Consider the following 16,754-nt stretch of genomic DNA (forward strand, 5'->3'; position numbering starts at 1 on the left):
GGTGTCAACTCGACACGCTTTTCGTCGAGTTGACACCCCTCCTCGTGGGTGGCTAGCTCCCAGTGCGACTCGTGACGGGACCCCACCGCCAACGCAACCACCTACGCAACCGGCAGCCGCCCAACGCAACAGGCGTGCCATCAACCCGCGCGTGGCGAGGTATCCCCCGATCAGATTGCCGGGGGTCTGGGGGCAGCGCCCCCAGGGAAAGCACTCAACGCAAACTCGCCGCCCGCAAGGTGACCACCCTCAAAACTCGCGTCGTGAAGCTGCCGCGAAATCAGGAGTAGAGCCTGCTCCACCGCGCACCCCCACCCCCACCAGCTACTTTTCTCACCATGAAACGGATCTGGGCAGCGCTGGTCTACCTGGCGACCGGCCTCCTGACCGCGATCGCCTCGTGGCTAGCAGTGGGAATCCTCCTGCTGTCCATCGTGATCCTGCCGCTGCTCCCCATCACAGCCCCTGCCATCCGCCGCATCGTCGACCTGGACCGCCAACGCCTAGCCAGGTTCACCGCCGTCCAAATCCCATCCCCAGAACCCCTAGACGGCCCATGGCTACACCGAGCCCAACGAGTCCTGGCCGACCCGGACAGCCGCCGCGACGGCCTGTGGCTCATCATCCACGCCCTCTTCGGCACCCTCTTCGGCGCAATAGCCATCGGCATCCCCGGCGCCCTGGTCCAGCAACCGATAGCCCTCCTGCTCTGGTGGACAGTCCCAGGCGGGATGGAGAACTCCTTCGGCGTCCACGTCGACTCCTGGCCCACAGCTTTCCTAAGCGTCCCGATCGCCATCGTCCTGACCCTGATCGTCCTCCAACTCCCCCGCCTGGCAGCCATCGACGCAACCTGGGCCCACAAACTCCTGTCCCCACCCAAAGCCTCACTGGAGAAACGCCTGGCCGAGGTAGTGGCCACGAGAGCCGCCGCCCTCCAAGCCCACGGCGCCGAACTCCGCCGAATCGAGCGAAACCTCCACGACGGCACCCAGAACAAGCTGGTAGGCGTGGTCATGATGCTTGGCATCGCCGAACGAACCCTCAAACAGAACCCGGACAACGCCCTGCAAGCCCTCCTGCGAGCCCAAGACGCAGCAGGCGACGCTCTGGAAGAACTCCGCAACGTGGTCCGCAGCATCCACCCACCAGTGCTGGAAGACCTGGGCCTCGACGGCGCGATCCAGGCCCTGGCCGCAAGGTGCCCAGTACCGTGCATCCTCCAGGCCGACCACCTCGGCCGACTCCCGGCAGCAGTGGAAGCAGCGGCGTACTTCGCCGTGGCGGAAGCCCTCACGAACGTGGCCAAACACAGCGGGGCACGGCACGCAAAAGTAAGTCTGGAAACGAACGACAACCACCTCACCGTCGTGGTCCACGACGACGGCAAGGGTGGCGCCGACGAGAAGCAGGGAACGGGATTGGACGGCATTCGCGGCAGGGTGGCGGCATTGGACGGCACCGCGGCCATCAGCAGCCCTGAGGGTGGCCCGACCGTGCTCACCGTCGTGCTACCAATGGGGAAGTGACCATGCGCATCGTGATCGCCGAAGACGACGCACTGCTCCGCGAGGGGCTGACGTTGTTGTTGCGCAACGAAGGCCTCGAAGTGGCGGCCGCGACCGACAACCCGACCGACTTCCTCGACGCCGTGGCCGAGCACGAGCCGGACATCGCCGTGGTCGACGTGCGGATGCCACCTACATTCACCGACGAAGGCCTCAAAGCAGCCGTTGAAGCACGACGGCGGCACCCGAAGCTGGCCGTGCTCGTTCTCAGCGCGTGGGTCGAGCAGAGCTACGCGCACGAACTGCTCGCCGGCACCAACGGCGGTGTCGGTTACCTCCTCAAGGAACGCGTCGGCAAGGTCGCGGACTTCCTCGACTCGCTGCACCGCGTGGCGCAGGGCGGCACGGCGCTCGACCCAGAGGTCGTGTCGCAGTTGCTGGTGCGGCGCAGGGCGGACGACGCGCTCGGCGTGCTGTCACCCCGTGAGCGCGAGGTGCTCGGTCTGATGGCGCAGGGCCTGTCGAACGCCGCCATCGGCGACCAGCTCGTCATCAGCGCGGGCGCCGTGCACAAGCACGTGGGCAACGTGTTCCTCAAGCTCGGACTGAACTCCGAGGACGGCGCCGGCGACCGCAGGGTCCAGGCCGTGCTCGCCTACCTGGAACGCTGAGCACCCGTGCGGACCATGATCCCCACCTCGGCAGGACGGGTGCACGTCACCTCCTCCGGGCGTGATGACCAGCCGGTCGTCGTGCTCAGCTCGGGGCTGGGTGGGGCCTGGTTCGACTGGGACCGGACCGTGCGGCTGCTCGAACCACTCGCACGGGTGATCGTGTTCGACCGGCCGGGGCTCGGGATGAGCGGTCCTGCCCGGCGCGGGCCGTCCCTGGCGCGGGAGGTCGCCGTGCTGGACGCGGTGCTGCGCGGGGTCCCGCGGGCGGTCCTGGTCGGGCACTCGATGGCGTCCATGCACGTCGAGGCCTACGCCAGACTTCGGCCGCACCGGGTCGACGGGGTCGTGCTGCTCGATCCGGACGCCGAGACGCCGGGTGCGGGAGCTCCGTTCGACCCGGCGGCGTTGCTCGCGCAGGGCATGCGGGCGTTCGGCAGCCGCTGGCTCGGTGCGCGGATCTCCCGGCGGTACGGGCACGCGGTGCGCAACCTGCTGACCGCGGTGTCGACGCTCGGCGTCACCGATCCCGCACCCGCTGACCTGGTCGAACTGGTCTACCGGCGGCCCGGGGTGGGGCGGGCGGCGCTGTGGGAGCTCGCGTCGTACCCCGGCCAGTTGGCCACGCTGGAACGCCTGCGCAAGCGTCGTGAGCTGCCGCGTGTGCCGTGGTTGGTGCTCACGGCCGGACGCAAGGTGTGGCCGGAACACCGGTCGTTGGCCGCCCTCGTGCCGTGGGGGCGCAACGTGCCGGTGCCCGGTAGTCGTCACATGATTCAGATGGACCGGCCGGACGCCGTGGTGATGGCCGTCCGGGAGGTACTGAAGGGTCTACCCGACCGCTGAGGCAAGACGTTCGGGATCGGTGCAGTCGAGTACCAGTTCGGTGATTCGTGCTGCCACGCGTGTGACGGTAACCGCATCTGCATTCCGTTTCTGGCCAACGGTGCCACTCTGGTGTTCGGCAACCGTGCACAAAGCGCCCGGGGACCTGCGAAGGCAGGCCTCGAGGAAAGGAACGGTCGACGATGACCAATGCCGAAGTTTCCGCGCCGTACGGCAACGGAGCTGGTCAGAAGGCTCCTGCGAAGCGCGTCCGCGTTCATCACCTGCGTGACATGAAGGAACGCGGCGAGCCGTGGCCCATGCTCACCGCGTACGACACTTACACCGCCCAGATCTTCGACGAGGCGGGCATCCCCGTTCTCCTGGTTGGTGACTCCGCCTCGAACACCGTTTTCGGGCACGACACCTCGCTGCCGGTCACGGTGGACGAGCTCGTACCGCTCGTGAGCGCCGTGACGCGTTCGGTCAAGCGCTCTCTCGTGGTCGCTGACTTGCCGTTCGGCTCCTACCAGGTGTCCGTCGAGCAGGCTGTCACGACGGCGGTGCGGTTCATGAAGGAAGGCAAGGCGCACGCGGTCAAGCTGGAGGGTGGCGCCTACTTCGCGCCCCACATCCGCGCGATCACCGCCGCGGGCATCCCGGTCATGGCGCACATCGGCTTCACCCCGCAGTCCGAGCACCAGCTGGGCGGCTACCGCGTGCAGGGTCGTCACGAGGGCCACGACGCCGTGGTCCAGGACGCGCTGGCGGTGCAGGAGGCGGGCGCGTTCGCGGTCGTGCTGGAGATGGTGACCGCCGAGGTCGCCAAGCAGATCACGCACGACCTGGTCATCCCGACCGTCGGTATCGGTGCCGGTCCCGACACCGACGCCCAGGTGCTCGTCTGGCAGGACATGATGGGCCTGAACCGGGGCAAGGCACCGCGGTTCGTCAAGCGCTACGCCAACATCGGCGACGTCATGCTCGGCGCGGCCACCGAGTTCGCCAACGAGGTGCGCGGGCACCAGTTCCCCGGCCCCGAGCACACCTTCCACTGATCGTTCTGGTCGTTCGTCCTAGCGGGTCCAGGCCTCCGGGTCTGGGCCCGCCGGCACGATGCCGGTCGGATTGATCTGGTGGTGCGTCACGTAGTAGTGGCGCTTGATGTGGTCCCAGTTCACCGTGTCGCCGAACTGCGCGTACAGCCGTTTCGCGTACGCCCAGAGGTTCGGCATCTCGGTCAGCTTGTTGCGGTTGCACTTGAAGTGGCCGTGGTAGACGGCGTCGAACCTCACGAGCGTGGTCCAGAGCCTGATGTCGGCCTCGGTGAGCTGGTCGCCGACCAGGTGGCTGTGGGTGTCGAGGTGCTTCTCGATGCGGTCGAGTTCGGCGAACAGGTTGGTGTACGCCTCTTCGTAGGCCTCTTGTGACGTGGCGAAACCGGCCTTGTAGACGCCGTTGTTGACGTTGTGGAAGATCGGTTCGATCCAGGCGTCGATCTCTTCGCGCAGATGTTCCGGGTAGAGGGTGCTCTCCGGGCGCCAGAGCAGGCTGAAGTCCAGCGTGATCTGCGGGTAGTCGTTGGTGACGACCTCGCCGGTGGTGGTGTCCACGATCGCCGGCACGGTGACGCGGCCGTCGTAGTCCGGATCGGCGTTGCGGTACGCCTGGCTGAGGAAGTCGATGCCGAGGACCGGGTCCGTCTCCGCGAACCGCCAGCCCCTCTCGTCCCGGATCGGGTCGACGATCGCCAGTGAGATGGCGTCTTCGAGGTTCAGCAGCTTGCGGACGATGACCGCGCGGTGCGCCCATGGGCAGGCGAGGCTGACGACGAGCCGGTAGCGGCCGGGCTCCGGCTCCGGGCGGGCGGTGAAGCGGTTCGGCTGCCGGACGAACGCCCCCGTGGTCGATGTCTCCTTCGTGAACTGCGCCATGTGTCCGACGATAGGCCCATGTACCCGGAGATCGAGCCCCACGCGTCAGGCCACCTGGACACCGGTGACGGCAACCTCGTGTACTGGGAGGAGTGCGGAAACCCGGACGGCAAGCCCGTCGTGTTCCTGCACGGCGGCCCCGGCGGTGGCTGCTCGCCGTCGCACCGCCGCCTGTTCGACCCCGCCGCCTACCGGATCGTGCTGTTCGACCAGCGCGGGTGTGGGCGTTCGCAGCCGCACGCCTCGACGTCGGACGACCTGTCGTTGAACACGACCTGGCACCTCGTCGCCGACATGGAGCTGCTGCGGACGACGCTGGGGATCGAACGGTGGCAGGTGTTCGGCGGCTCCTGGGGCTCGACGCTGGCGCTGGCCTACGCCGAGAAGCACCCTTCGCGGGTCTCCGAGCTGGTGCTGCGCGGGATCTTCACGCTGCGTTCGTCCGAAGTGGACTGGTACTACCGCGGCGGGGCGGCGCAGCTCTTCCCCGACCTGTGGGAGAAGTTCATGGCGCCGCTGGAGGGGATGTCCGGCGATCCCGTCGAGCTGTACGCGAAGCTGCTCGCCTCGCCGGATCCCGCCGTGCACGGGCCCGCGGCCGTCGCGTGGAGCACGTGGGAAGGCGCGACGGTGACGTTGCTGCCGCGGCCGGAGCTGGTGGCGGAGTTCGCCGAGCCGTCGTACGCGCTGGCGTTCGCCCGGATCGAGAACCACTACTTCGTGCACGGCGGGTGGTTCGAGGAGGGGCAGCTGATCCGGGACGCTGCGCGGTTGGACGGCATTCCCGGCGTGATCGTGCAGGGGCGGTACGACATCGCGACGCCCGCGGTGTCGGCGTGGGACCTGCACAAGGCCTGGCCTGGTTCGGAACTGGTGCTGGTGCCGGACGCCGGGCACGCCTACGACGAGCCCGGCATCCTGGCGGCACTGCTGGAGGCGACGGACCGGTTCCGGGACTAGCGGAGGCCGACCCACTTGGCGCTCGACGTGGTGCAGGTGGTGACGGTCACCGACGCGGTCAGGCACTTGCCTGTGGCCGCGTTGCGGAACCGGAAGGGCGTGCTGGTGGCCGGCTCGCGACGCCAGCGGGTGGTGCCGGCGCTGCAGGACTGACCGAGGACGTCACCGGCGGCGGTGGCGCCGAGGCACTTGCCGGTGGCGATGTTGTGCGGCCAGTCCACGTCGGTGATCGGGACGATCCAGCGCTGCTCGTCGGACGTCCGGCTGCAGGGCCTCAGAACCACGTTGGTGCCGGTGTCGGCGAGACAGCGGCTGGTGCCGGACAGCTGGTAGATGACGACCGGCTCGGCCGAGGCCGGGACGGCGGTCAGGGTCGTGACGGCGGCGGCGGTCGCGATGATCGCGGCTAGTTTCCCCATGGCGGCGATCTTGGCAGCGCGCCCGGTTTCGCGAATCCACCTGTGGTTGTCAACCCTGGCCGTAGTCGAGGGCTCGTTCCAGGCTTGCCCTCGCTTCGACCAGGGACGGGCCGTACCAGGTGAGGTGCCGGCCGTTGACCAGCGCGTACGGCAGTCCCGGGAAGCTTTCCGGGCCGTCGTCGTGGGTGAACACGTACGGCTCGTCGGGCAGGATCACCAGGTCAGGGCGCTTGTCGTTCAGCTCCTGCAGGGTGGGGCGCGGGTAGCGTTCGGCGTCCTGGGCGTAGACGTTCTCGATTCCCAAGCGCCGCAACACATCCGTTGCGAATGTATCGCGGCCGACGACGACCCACGGGCGGCGCCAGACCGGGATCAGCGCGGTGAGCCTCTGCGGTTTCGTCTCGCGCCACAGGTCTTCGGCCTGGGTGAGCCAGTCGGGTTCGAGGTCCCAGGCCATGGCGAAGAACCGGCGGAGGGACTTGAGCGCCATCGGCACCGTGGCGGGCGCCTCGGTCACCCAGACCTGGATGCCGTTGGCGCGCAACCTGTCCACGTCCTCTGCTCGGTTCTCCTCGGAGTTCGCGATGACCAGGTCGGGGTGCAGACCCAGGACCTTGTCGACGTCCGGGTACTTCGAGCCGCCGACGCGCTCAACGTCCAAATCGGACGGATGCGTGCAGTAGTCCGTGGCGCCCACCAGAGAGGCGGGCACGCTGACCGCGACGGCCTCGGTGATCGACGGCACCAGACTGACCACGCGCTGGGGCTGGTCCACCGCCACCGGTTCACCGAGGTCGTCGACGGGAAGCATCAGACTCCCGTGATCTTCAGGCCGGCGTGGGTCTTGTAGCGGCGGTTGATCGCGATGAGGTTCGCGGTGAACGCCTCGACCTGGTGGGCGTTGCGCAGCCGTCCGCCGTAGACGCCGCGGAAGCCCGGCACCAGCTCGGCCAGCTCGCGCACGGTGTCGGTGGCCTCGCGGTCGTCGCCCAGCACGAGCACGTCCATGTCCACTTCGGACACGGCGAGGTCGGCGAGCAGCACCGCGGACACGTGGTGGAACGCGGCCGTGACCTTGGACTCCGGCAACAGGATCTCGGCCTGCTGGGCCGCGCTGCCCTCGGTGACCGGCAGCGCGAACGGCCCCTGCTTGTCGAAGCCGAGCGGGTTGACGCAGTCGATGACGATCTTCCCGGCCAGCTGGTCCCGCAGGCTCTGCAGAAGATCCCCGTGCCCGTCCCACGGCACCGCGACGAGCACGATGTCCGAGTCGGCCGCGCAGTCGGAGTTGTCCGCACCCCGCACGTCGCCGCCGGCGACCTCGACGATCTCCTTGGCCGCCAGCTCGGCCCGCTCGGCGCTGCGGGAACCGATGATCACCTTGAGTCCCGCCGTGGCCCAGCGGATCGCGAGGCCCTTGCCCTGGGCTCCGGTGCCGCCCAGGACGCCGACGGTGAGGTCACGAATGTCTGTCACCCGTGCATCTTCACACGGACGCCTGGGAGCGGGCTGTGCAACGTGACCATGCGCTCGATGCTCAGACCGCCGTGAACCGAACCCGACGCTGTGCCGGGTCGGCTTCTTCCAGCCGGACGCGAATCCGCTCGCCTTCCGGCAAGCGTTTGCCGGCGCATTTGGCCAGCACCGGCGGGTCCGCGACGAACACCTCGGCCTCCTGATCGCTGGCGCGCAGCACGACGGCCTCGAACTCCTGCCCGACGCGTCCGGCCAGCACCCAGGCCTCGACCTGGTCCAGTGCCGCGCGGTCGACCTTGGAGGCCAGCGAGTCCGAGGCGCCCATCAGCGACGGCAGCTGCGGCAGCGCCTCGGCCAGCCAGGCCGGCAGCTCCTCGCCGGCCGTGACCGCCAGGCAGGCCTCGGTGGCGAAGCGGTCCACCAGGCGGCGCAGCGGTGCGGTCACGTGTGTGTAGGGCGCGGCAACGCCTGCGTGAGTGGTCACCTCGGGCACCGTGCCGTTGAACGCCGAGTAGCCCGCGCCGCGCAACAACCGTGTGGCGTCGGTGAACAGCGCCAACGCCTCGGGCGTCGAAGCGTCCAGCCCGGCCAGGAAGGCACCGGGCGACACGTCGGCGGGCCACGCCACCTTCAGGGCCGCGGCGGACTTCCGCAGCGACGTCACCGCGTCGGCGTCCGGGTTCGGCAGCGTGCGGAGGATGCCGCAGCGGGCCTCCAGCATGATCGACGCGGCCGCCATGCCGGTCATCAGCGAGATCTCGGCGTTCCACGCGTCGACCTGGGCGCGCGGGCGGGTGACGAGCTTCCAGCCGGAGCCGTTGGACTCGATCTCCTGCTCGGGCAGCTGGAGTTCGATCGCGCCGCGCTCGCGGGCCAGGGCGCGGCGCAGCGGGCCGAACTCGGCCAGGGCGGCGACGGACGGGTGCGGGTTGCCGGCGTCGAAGGTCTCCTGCACCGAGGCGTAGTCGAACTGGGCCTGGGAGCGCACCAGGGCACGCTTCACCTCGACCGAGACGGGCACGCCGTCGGCCGAGCAGGTGAACGTCCACAGCACGGAGGGCCGCACGACGCCCGGCAGCAGCGAGGCGGCGCCCTCGGACAGCGCGGTCGGGTGCAGCGGCACGTTGCCGTCGGGCAGGTAGATGGTCTGGCCGCGCTGCCGGACCTCGGCGTCCAGAGCTCCGTCCGGCGTCACGAACGCACCGAGGTCGGCGATCGCGTAGTGCACGACGAAGCCGTCACCCGAACGAAGGACGCACAGCGCCTGGTCCAGGTCCTTCGCGCCGGGCGGGTCGATCGTCACCAGCGGGATGGAGGTGAGGTCGGGGCGGTCTCCGAACGAACGGGAGACCGCCGCCTCAGCCTCGGCCAGCACGGCGGCGGGGAACGCGGACCGCAGTCCGAACTCGGCACGCACGCCGTCGAAAGCCAGGTCGGCACGGCCCGTGCGGATCACCATGGAAGCCACCCGCACAGACTAAGGACTCAGCTACTCAGTCCTCGTCGTCGCCGCGCCACTTCTTGTCCGACTCGTCGGCCGCGCGGGTTCGTTCGCGGGCGATCTCCAGGGCGTTGGCCGCGGTGGCCTCGTCCGGGTAGGGACCCATGCGGTCGGGCCCCTTGCAGCCCTTGCCCTGTTCCACCGTCTGGTGAGTCAGGCAGTAGTACCAACCACTGCTGTCGCTCATACTCGTTCGCCTCCCAAAGGCGCCGGGAATCCCCGCGGCGGCGTCGACTGGTTGGCGTTGGCGTACTCCGAAGGGATCGGATCCAAACACGAGACCAGAACTGTGCGGTCCTCGGCGTTCTCGATCTTCCGGCCGGAACGGTCGCGGTAGACCAGCGAGCCGTCGCTGTCGATCTCCATGATGGCGCCGACCTCGGCCAGTTGTTCCTCGTCGAGGTCGGCGAGTTTCTCGTAGCGCGACGGCACCACCCGGTAGACCGGCCACTTGAGGTGGCCGTAGGTGCGGTGGAACTCGGCCATCAGGTGCGTCAGGTGCTGCTGCCACGGCAGCGGCATGGCTTCTGCCAGCGCACGTGGGATCACCACGTAGTCAGCGGACACACCCGGAGCTCCAGCCGCCATGTAGTCACGCACTGGTGTGCTCGACGCGGGCGGTCCGGAAGGCCTCGGGATGGGGTCGTGGTTGAACATGCAGCGCCTCCCCGCGATCTACACGCCCGGCCGGACGGCCAGCGGCATCAACTCTTGATAATTCCAGTTGATCTTGCTGATCTTCACGACGTCACCCGTCTGGGGGGCATGGATGTACTCGTCGTTGCCGAGGTACATGCCGACGTGGTGGACCGAGCGCGGATCAGCCGTGTTGTAGGCCCAGAAGAGCAGGTCGCCTGCCTGGGCGTCGCGCACCGGCAAGTGAGCGCCGCCCTTTTCGTACTGGTCGTTCGCCACGCGCGGGATCTTCACGCCGGCCGCCCCGAACGCCTTCACGAGGATGCCGGAGCAGTCCCACGCGTCCGGGCCGTTGCCGCCCCACAGGTACGGCTCGCCCAGCTGTTCCCTGGTGAACTGGATCGCGACGCCCGCCGCGTTCGACGCCAGCAGGAACTGGCCCGCGCCAGAGCCGCAGCCGGCCGGGTCGGTGATCTGACCCAGCTCGCCCAGCAGGAACGCCGCCATGGACTCCCAGTTGTGGTAGCGGTCCGGGAACGCCGACCGCTCCACCGCCTGCGCGGAGTCGCCCGGCCGCTTGTTCTCCCAGTCCGGCACCTTCAGCAGCACGTCGTAGAACTTGTTGATCGCGTACGTCGGGTCGGTGACCTGGGCGGGTGATCCCCAGCCCATCGACGGGCGCATCTGGAAGATCCCGAGCGAGTCGCGGTCGCCGTAGTTCAGCGGACGCAGGCCCGACTCGGTCATGCCTGCCTGGATCGCGACCTGCCACGCGAGCGGCGGCAGCTTGCGCTCCTGGCCGATGGAGATGATGCGGGCCACGATGTTGCGCTGCTCGTCGTTGAGGCGCGAGGCGTCGTGGCGGCCCTTGTCGCCGCCACCCGCGTCCCACGGCCCGATGGACGCGTTGCAGCTCATCTTCAGGTAGTTCGCCCCGGCAGCGGGGTTCGTGGAGTTGCTGACCACCTGGGTCACGCCGGAGGTCGCCACCGCGATCACGACCACCATGCCGAGCGCACCGACCAGCAGCATCCATCGCATGGTCAGTCCACCTTCGTGTAGCCGTTGACCCGCCACTCGTTGCTGGGCGAGAGCTTGATCAACGTGATGGTGACCTTGCCGACGTCGGTTCCCACCTGGAAGTCCGCCGACGACACGGTCGACCGCTTCGGCGCCACCTTCTCGGTGATCTTGTCCGGCACGTTCTTGGGGTCGATCGTCGCCATCTGCGCGAGGAACTCCTCCGTCGTGTACGGACGGAGCTCCGCGAGCCACTTGGTGACGTCGTTGTCCGGCGGCGGCTTGATCCAGTTCTCCGCCCACAGCTCCGCGACGAGCTGCGCGTCAGCCGCGGGCGGTGCGGCCGAGGCGGCGTTCGTGGGCGGCGGCTGCTTGGTCGGCAGCGAGACGCCGCTGGTCGGCAGCTGCCCCACCTGAGTCCCCTCCGCCGACGTCGAGGGCTGGCCGGCGGCCGTCGGATCGGCAGGCTTGCGGTCGAGCACCTTCGGGATGACCACGCCGAGCGCGACGACCAGCACCACGAAGATGATGATCGACGCGGCGAGGTGCCGCGGGGAGCGCAGCGGCCATCCCCACAGCCTGCGGTAGACCGCGGCACGGCCGCGGTTCGTTCGGATCGGCACCTACGCCTCCCTTCAGTTGTCCCTGACTTCGAAACCGCGTGACGGTCGGTAGATCACGTGCACCGGGCGTCCTGCCACCACTTCCGTCTCGGCCCTGCGCGGTTCCTGCACCGGGCTCTGATAACCGTTGGAGCTGGTCCGCGACGGCACGAGCACCGAGTCGTCGACCCGGTCCCACTGCCGATCCGTGACGGGCGGGCTGTCCACGACACGCGACCGGGCGACCGGCAACGCCGCAGGGCCCGATCCCGAGGGCAGCGCACCCGCGCGCACGCCGTAGCCGTCGCCACCGCTGACGATCTGACCGGGCTGGGAGTCGCGGTCGAGCCGCTGAGCCGTGGCCATGACCGGACTGGAGGCCTCCGGGCGCACCCGGCCGCGGCCGCGCTGCGGCACCTGTTCGCCGTCGTTGTCGTTCTCCCGCACGGAATCCCAGAACTCGTCCTGCGGGGTGGGGCCGGTCTGCTTCTTCCTGCCCATCATCTTCGACAGGACGCCGCCGCTCATCGGCAGCACGTTGCCCGCGGAGCCGACCGACATCTCGACCATCTGCCACATGCGGCGCAACGGTTTGCCGATGACGAAGCACACGAGTGTCAGCATCAGGCCGAGCAACGTCCTGGTGAGCAACGAAAGCCCGGTCGCGTTGAAGATCGCCTGCAGCAGCAACGCGTGGACACCCGCGAGAACCGCGAGCACCAGCACGTTGAACACCGTCACGGCGGCCGCCCGCGCGACCTTGCGCAGCAGGTCGTGGTGGATCAGCGCGACCAGGCCGATGAGCGGTCCGGCGAGCGTGAGGATGCGCAGCAGCAGCTGCGCGAGCAGGACCGCGGCCTTGGCGAACAGCTGGAACAGCGAGAACGCGATGGACTGCAGCAACGCCAGGAAACCCGCGCCGGTGCGGCTGCCGTCGGTGCCGTCGAAGTAGCCCTTCGAGGTGCCGAGCTGACCTTCCAGCGCCTTCCACTCGGCCTTCTTCGCCGTCAGCGCCGCCTGGTCCGCGTCCTTGTGCTCGGCGATCTCCGCCGTCGTCCAGGCCTGGGCCTTGAGGATGCGCGGGCCGAACTCGGTTGCCTGCGGTGCTTCCGGCGTGCCGAACGCACCGCGCAGCCAGCTCTGGTAGACGACCGCGTCGTGCAGTTTCGTCGGTAGTACGTGAAGTGTGCCTTGTTCTTCAGGGGCCTCGATGAACCCCGCCTGTATCTCCGACGTCTTGGAGACCAGCGTGTTGTCGAGGAGGTTGTAGAACTGCGGCAAGGCCAATGTGGACGTTGCCAGCCACATCGCCGCCAGCGCCCAGAGCCCGCGTCTGGAGATCGTGGCGAAGTCGCCCGTCCAGATCTGCCGGAACATCATGATCGCGAGTATCAGCGCGACCAGTCCGAACCAGCGCAGGTAGACGTTGTCGTAGACCTTCTGCACGCCGTTCTTCACGGCGTCGTCCAGCGGGACGAGCAGACCGCGGCCCATCACCGTGTAGTGCAACGCGTTCGTGGCACCGACGATGTTCTTGCCGATGCTGAAGAGCTCGTTGCCCGCCCACGTGTCAAGCGTGGCGCTGGCGTTCGGGATGGTGCAGCTGGCCTGGTAGTAGTGCCAGACCATGCCCGCGTAGCCGTATTCGAGGTACGGCGAGCCCGGCAGGCCGTTGCCGACGGGCGGGTCGAGCGCGCCGACCATGCCCGCGCCGGGACGTTCGGGGTTCGGCGGGTCACCACAGGCCTGGGCGTTCGCCGAGGGAGCGCCGATCACCACCTGCAGCGCGAGGATGACCGAGACCGCGAGCACGGAGCGCGATCGGGCTGACGTGCGCAGCGCGAACCGCCGCCTCGCCCAGAGCAAGGCGGCGATCGCGAGCACGATCGTCAGCGCCGTCATGCGGCGCCGTCCCGGTGGCGGTTGGGGCCGTCACCGTGGCCCACCAGGTGGGCCTCTTCCTCCGTCAGTCCTAGTTCCATGTCCGCCGCCAGTTCGTCGTCCATCTCGTCGGGCACGTAGGCGGGCGGCTGGGCAACCGAGTTCTCGTCGGTCGGCACGAGCTCACCGTTGGGGTTGCCGCGCTTGGCGTCCGGCGTCGTGTCGAGCGCGTTGCGCAGGTGCTCGAGGTGCGGGCCGCTGAAGTCGATGCGGATCCGCTCCACGCCACCGGCACCGTCGCCGAAGATGAACTGCCGCGGCGCGCGGTCGCGTTCGGTCGCGTTGCGGTCGCCACCGGGGCGGCGGCCGAGCGACGCGATGACCTGCTCGTACCCGGCCCCGATCGGAACCTTGAGCAGCCGCAACGCGTCCGCCTGCGCCGAGTCGTCGTCGAGCCGGCCGACGAAGACCGAGTCGAGCAGCGTCACGAAGCCCTGGATCTTCAGGAAGTCGGCGGGGATCTGCGACGAGAGCAGCACGCGGACGTTCCACTTTCGCGAGTCACGCGCGAAGCGGTTCATCAGCACGCGACCGGTCGGGACCTCCGAGAGGAAGAACGCCTCGTCGATCCAGACGCCCTTGCGCTGGTCCTTCGGCTTTTCGTAGATCGAGCGCTGGGTGAGCCACGCGGCGAGGTTCAGCATCTCGACGCCGAGCGACTCGGCGTCCGTCCAGTGCTCGCGGCCGACGCCGTCCTTGGGCAGGTTCAGGCCCGCCATCGTCAGGACGGTGAGGCGGTCGTCGCGCACCTCGTTGTACGGGTCGTCGTTCTCCTCGGGGATCAGCAACGACATGCGCTCGCGCATCTCGTCGAGGAAGTCCGCGACGACGACGGCGTGCTCGTGGTGCTCGGACGCGTCCCGGCGCAGCGCCTCGAAGACGAGACCGGGGTGGGCGTCGAAGCGGCCACCGACCGTGCGGACCGCACGCAGCAACACGATGCGCGTTTGGGGCAGGCGGGCGACCTCGTACGGCAGCAGACCCGTGAGCACGTCCAGCACCAGACGACGGCGGGTCGCCGCGGCCAGTGCCTTCTCCCGGCGCCAGGCGCGTTCCGGGTCGTCCTCGTCGAGGAAGTGCTCGATCATCGGCTCGGCGACCACCCGGTACGGGTTGAGGATGCCGGGCTGGGCGTTGAGCAGGTTGATCGGCCGCGCGTACGGCCGCAGCTCCGGCAGGTCGCACAGGGCGGAGAGCGGTCCGGACGGGTCGAGCAACGTCCAGTGCGCGCCGGCTCGCAGCGTCTTGTAGACCATGCCGCCGCCGAGGAACGACTTACCGGCACCCAGGCCCGCGACCATCGCCGTCAGACCGGAGGCGTCCCGGAGTTCCTGCGCCATCCACGGGTCCCACGCGACCGGGCGGCGGGTGGCCGTGACGGTCTCGCCGAGCAGGATCCCGCGGCGGTCACCGACCTCGGCCGTCGCGGTCGGGACAGCGGACGCGGCCCACAACACGCTGCCGCGACGCAGGTACGCGCCGTTCGACAGCGGTTCGCCGGGGATGAACTCGCGGGCGATCGCGTACTGGGCCTCGGGGTGGTCGATCGAGACCTTCGGCTTGTACAGCTCCAGCAGCGACTGGGCGAGCCGGAGAGCCTCGCGCTCGGTCGGGCCGGAGACGGCCAGGCGCCACCACGAGCGCACCCGGGTGCCGAGCGCGGTGAAGCCCGACGTCATCTCGTCGTCGATCTCCAGCACGCGACCGGCCTGGCGGGCCAGCGACTGCGGCGGTTCGATCTCGTGTTCGTCGGTGTAGTGGCGGACCTGCGAGCGCACCTTGCTCATCTGCCGCGACAGCTCACCCGAGACCTCCTCGGGCTTGCGCACGTAGATGCGGGCGGACCACTCCACGGAGGCCGGCAGCCGGTCGGCGCGCTGCACCCACGGGTCGTCGACCTCGGGGATCTGCAGGCCGTGCATCAGCCCGACGGTGAGCACGCAGACGTGCCGTTTGATGCCCGCGTTCGAGCCGGTGCGGCCGCGCACGGTCACCGTCGGCGAGTAGGGCTCCTGGTGGAAGTCCGCGGCGTCGGTGAACGACGCCAGGTCCTCCGGTTCCCACGCGGCACCGGGCACGGCGGGCAGGTTGCGCGGCGCGGGCAGGCCCAGCGAGCACGACCTGTGCATCAGCCAGGACATCTCCTCGGCCGTCGCGGGACGGCCTTCGAGACCCGCGGAACCGATGACCTGGTCGAGGTGCTCGACCTCGGAGTCGAGCGCCACCAGTTCGGCGTCGACGGCGTCCGGGAAGACCTTGCGCAGCACCGGAGCGGCGCGTTCGACGGCGCGGTCCATCATGTTGCGGGTCTGCACCTGGACGCCCAGGTAGACCTCTTTCTCCGCCATCGAGCGGCCCATCAGCTGCTGCTGCTCGCCGATCATGTAGTCGTCGAACGACAGCGTGCCGGGGGTGTCCGGCAGGCGCTTGACGGCGTTGTGCACGTGCGCCTCTGCCCACATGCGGATCGGGTACGGCCGCGTGGTGACCCGCAGGTGCATCCAGCGGCCCTGCAGCTCGGCGTACTGGCCGGCGATCGCGGCGATCAGGTCCTGGCGCTGCGAGTCGCTGCGGAACGACCAGCGTTGCGGCGCGAGCCGGTACCAGGCGTAGACCTCCTGGCCGGTGCGCAGCAGGTGGCCGTCGATGCTGCGCGCGGCGATCGACGGGGTGTAGCTGGGCACGGCCTGCTCGCCGGGCAGGCGACGGCCGCGCTGGGAGTACGCCGCCCTCTCGCGCTCGCGCGGGTCCGCGGCGGCGTGCTGGGCGATGTGCTGGGCGGAGCGACGGTCACGGTCTCGCCGGCGTCCGAACACCGCGAACCTCCTTCTTACGGCTGGCTGACGTCCGGCGGTGCTGGGCCTGCTGTCTCGCCCGTTGTTTCTTGCTCAACTTGGGACGAGGCCGCTGCGGACTGACCCGGATCCGGGCGGCACTGGCCGCTCCGCCGGTACTCGCCGTGCGCTCTCGAGGTGCGGTGAGCTCGCGGACCCACATCGACATGACGGCCGTGAGCGGCCGTTCATGGCTGATCCGCTGGGTGATGAAGCGAGTGAGGATGATCGTCGCGACGAGGGCCCACGCGGTCGAGAAGAACCCGAACCCGACGCCCATCTGCCGCTCGATCGTGAGTACGACGAGGAAAACGACGATCCCGACGCCCCACGCGACGTATCGCGCGCGCCAGGGAAAGGTCGCTTTGGGCGGGCCGAGCCAGACGGCGTCGACCCGGTAGACCTCGTCGTCAGTGCGGACCCGCAC

The 16,754-nt window shown here is 69.2% G+C and carries 17 protein-coding genes; 5 read left to right on the forward strand and 12 right to left on the reverse strand.

Annotated elements, in window-relative coordinates; genetic code table 11:
• The first annotated feature begins 338 nt into the window (after positions 1-338).
• The 4 genes from ACWGE0_RS26165 (at position 339) to panB (ending at position 4,062) form a co-directional block, all read left to right on the forward strand.
• Positions 339-1,529, forward strand: coding sequence for a sensor histidine kinase (locus tag ACWGE0_RS26165; protein WP_452263537.1), 1,191 nt, complete (start codon positions 339-341; stop codon positions 1,527-1,529).
• 2 nt (positions 1,530-1,531) lie between these two features.
• Positions 1,532-2,179 (forward strand): response regulator, encoded by a 648-nt coding sequence (locus tag ACWGE0_RS26170; protein ID WP_452263609.1) that lies wholly within the window; start codon positions 1,532-1,534, stop codon positions 2,177-2,179.
• A 15-nt stretch (positions 2,180-2,194) separates the two neighbouring features.
• Positions 2,195-3,025: an alpha/beta fold hydrolase gene (locus ACWGE0_RS26175; RefSeq protein ID WP_452263610.1), complete on the forward strand. Its 831-nt coding sequence runs from the start codon at positions 2,195-2,197 to the stop codon at positions 3,023-3,025.
• A 182-nt stretch (positions 3,026-3,207) separates the two neighbouring features.
• Positions 3,208-4,062 (forward strand): 3-methyl-2-oxobutanoate hydroxymethyltransferase, encoded by an 855-nt coding sequence (gene panB / locus ACWGE0_RS26180; protein WP_452263538.1) that lies wholly within the window; start codon positions 3,208-3,210, stop codon positions 4,060-4,062.
• Between the two features lie 18 nt (positions 4,063-4,080).
• On the opposite strand, the gene ACWGE0_RS26185 is transcribed toward panB, so the two are convergent.
• On the reverse strand, positions 4,081-4,938 hold the full coding sequence (locus tag ACWGE0_RS26185) for a glutathione S-transferase family protein (RefSeq protein ID WP_452263539.1): 858 nt from the start codon (positions 4,936-4,938) through the stop codon (positions 4,081-4,083).
• Between the two features lie 18 nt (positions 4,939-4,956).
• On the opposite strand from ACWGE0_RS26185, the gene pip reads away from it, so the two are divergent.
• On the forward strand, positions 4,957-5,898 hold the full coding sequence (pip, locus tag ACWGE0_RS26190; RefSeq protein WP_452263540.1) for a prolyl aminopeptidase: 942 nt from the start codon (positions 4,957-4,959) through the stop codon (positions 5,896-5,898).
• On the opposite strand, the gene ACWGE0_RS26195 is transcribed toward pip, so the two are convergent.
• The 11 genes from ACWGE0_RS26195 to ACWGE0_RS26245 all read right to left on the reverse strand — a co-directional run bounded on the left by ACWGE0_RS26195 (position 5,895) and on the right by ACWGE0_RS26245 (position 16,754).
• Positions 5,895-6,317, reverse strand: a complete 423-nt coding sequence (locus ACWGE0_RS26195) for an RICIN domain-containing protein (RefSeq protein WP_452263541.1) — start codon at positions 6,315-6,317, stop codon at positions 5,895-5,897. The genes pip and ACWGE0_RS26195 overlap by 4 nt on opposite strands.
• Positions 6,318-6,366: 49 nt before the next feature.
• The gene (locus ACWGE0_RS26200; RefSeq protein WP_452263542.1) at positions 6,367-7,128 is read right to left on the reverse strand and encodes a helical backbone metal receptor; all 762 of its coding nucleotides are present in this window, start codon (positions 7,126-7,128) and stop codon (positions 6,367-6,369) included.
• A complete protein-coding gene (gene npdG, locus ACWGE0_RS26205) occupies positions 7,128-7,793 on the reverse strand; it encodes an NADPH-dependent F420 reductase (RefSeq protein ID WP_452263543.1) in 666 nt (221 codons plus the stop codon). The genes ACWGE0_RS26200 and npdG overlap by 1 nt, the downstream gene beginning before the upstream one ends.
• Positions 7,794-7,854: 61 nt before the next feature.
• Positions 7,855-9,252, reverse strand: coding sequence for an RNB domain-containing ribonuclease (locus ACWGE0_RS26210; RefSeq protein WP_452263611.1), 1,398 nt, complete (start codon positions 9,250-9,252; stop codon positions 7,855-7,857).
• Positions 9,253-9,286: 34 nt separating this feature from the next.
• Positions 9,287-9,481: a hypothetical protein gene (locus ACWGE0_RS26215; protein ID WP_319972007.1), complete on the reverse strand. Its 195-nt coding sequence runs from the start codon at positions 9,479-9,481 to the stop codon at positions 9,287-9,289.
• On the reverse strand, positions 9,478-9,951 hold the full coding sequence (locus ACWGE0_RS26220) for a hypothetical protein (protein WP_452263544.1): 474 nt from the start codon (positions 9,949-9,951) through the stop codon (positions 9,478-9,480). The genes ACWGE0_RS26215 and ACWGE0_RS26220 overlap by 4 nt, the downstream gene beginning before the upstream one ends.
• Positions 9,952-9,969: 18 nt before the next feature.
• Entirely contained in the window at positions 9,970-10,971 is a 1,002-nt protein-coding gene (locus ACWGE0_RS26225; protein ID WP_452263545.1) for a C40 family peptidase, read from the reverse strand.
• 2 nt (positions 10,972-10,973) lie between these two features.
• A complete protein-coding gene (locus ACWGE0_RS26230) occupies positions 10,974-11,573 on the reverse strand; it encodes a hypothetical protein (RefSeq protein ID WP_452263546.1) in 600 nt (199 codons plus the stop codon).
• Between the two features lie 12 nt (positions 11,574-11,585).
• The gene (locus tag ACWGE0_RS26235) at positions 11,586-13,454 is read right to left on the reverse strand and encodes a hypothetical protein (RefSeq protein WP_452263547.1); all 1,869 of its coding nucleotides are present in this window, start codon (positions 13,452-13,454) and stop codon (positions 11,586-11,588) included.
• The gene (locus ACWGE0_RS26240; RefSeq protein ID WP_452263548.1) at positions 13,451-16,309 is read right to left on the reverse strand and encodes an ATP-binding protein; all 2,859 of its coding nucleotides are present in this window, start codon (positions 16,307-16,309) and stop codon (positions 13,451-13,453) included. Before ACWGE0_RS26240 ends, ACWGE0_RS26235 begins: the two co-directional genes overlap by 4 nt.
• A complete protein-coding gene (locus ACWGE0_RS26245; protein WP_045313344.1) occupies positions 16,284-16,754 on the reverse strand; it encodes a hypothetical protein in 471 nt (156 codons plus the stop codon). Before ACWGE0_RS26245 ends, ACWGE0_RS26240 begins: the two co-directional genes overlap by 26 nt.

This window comes from Lentzea sp. NPDC054927, assembly GCF_053610285.1.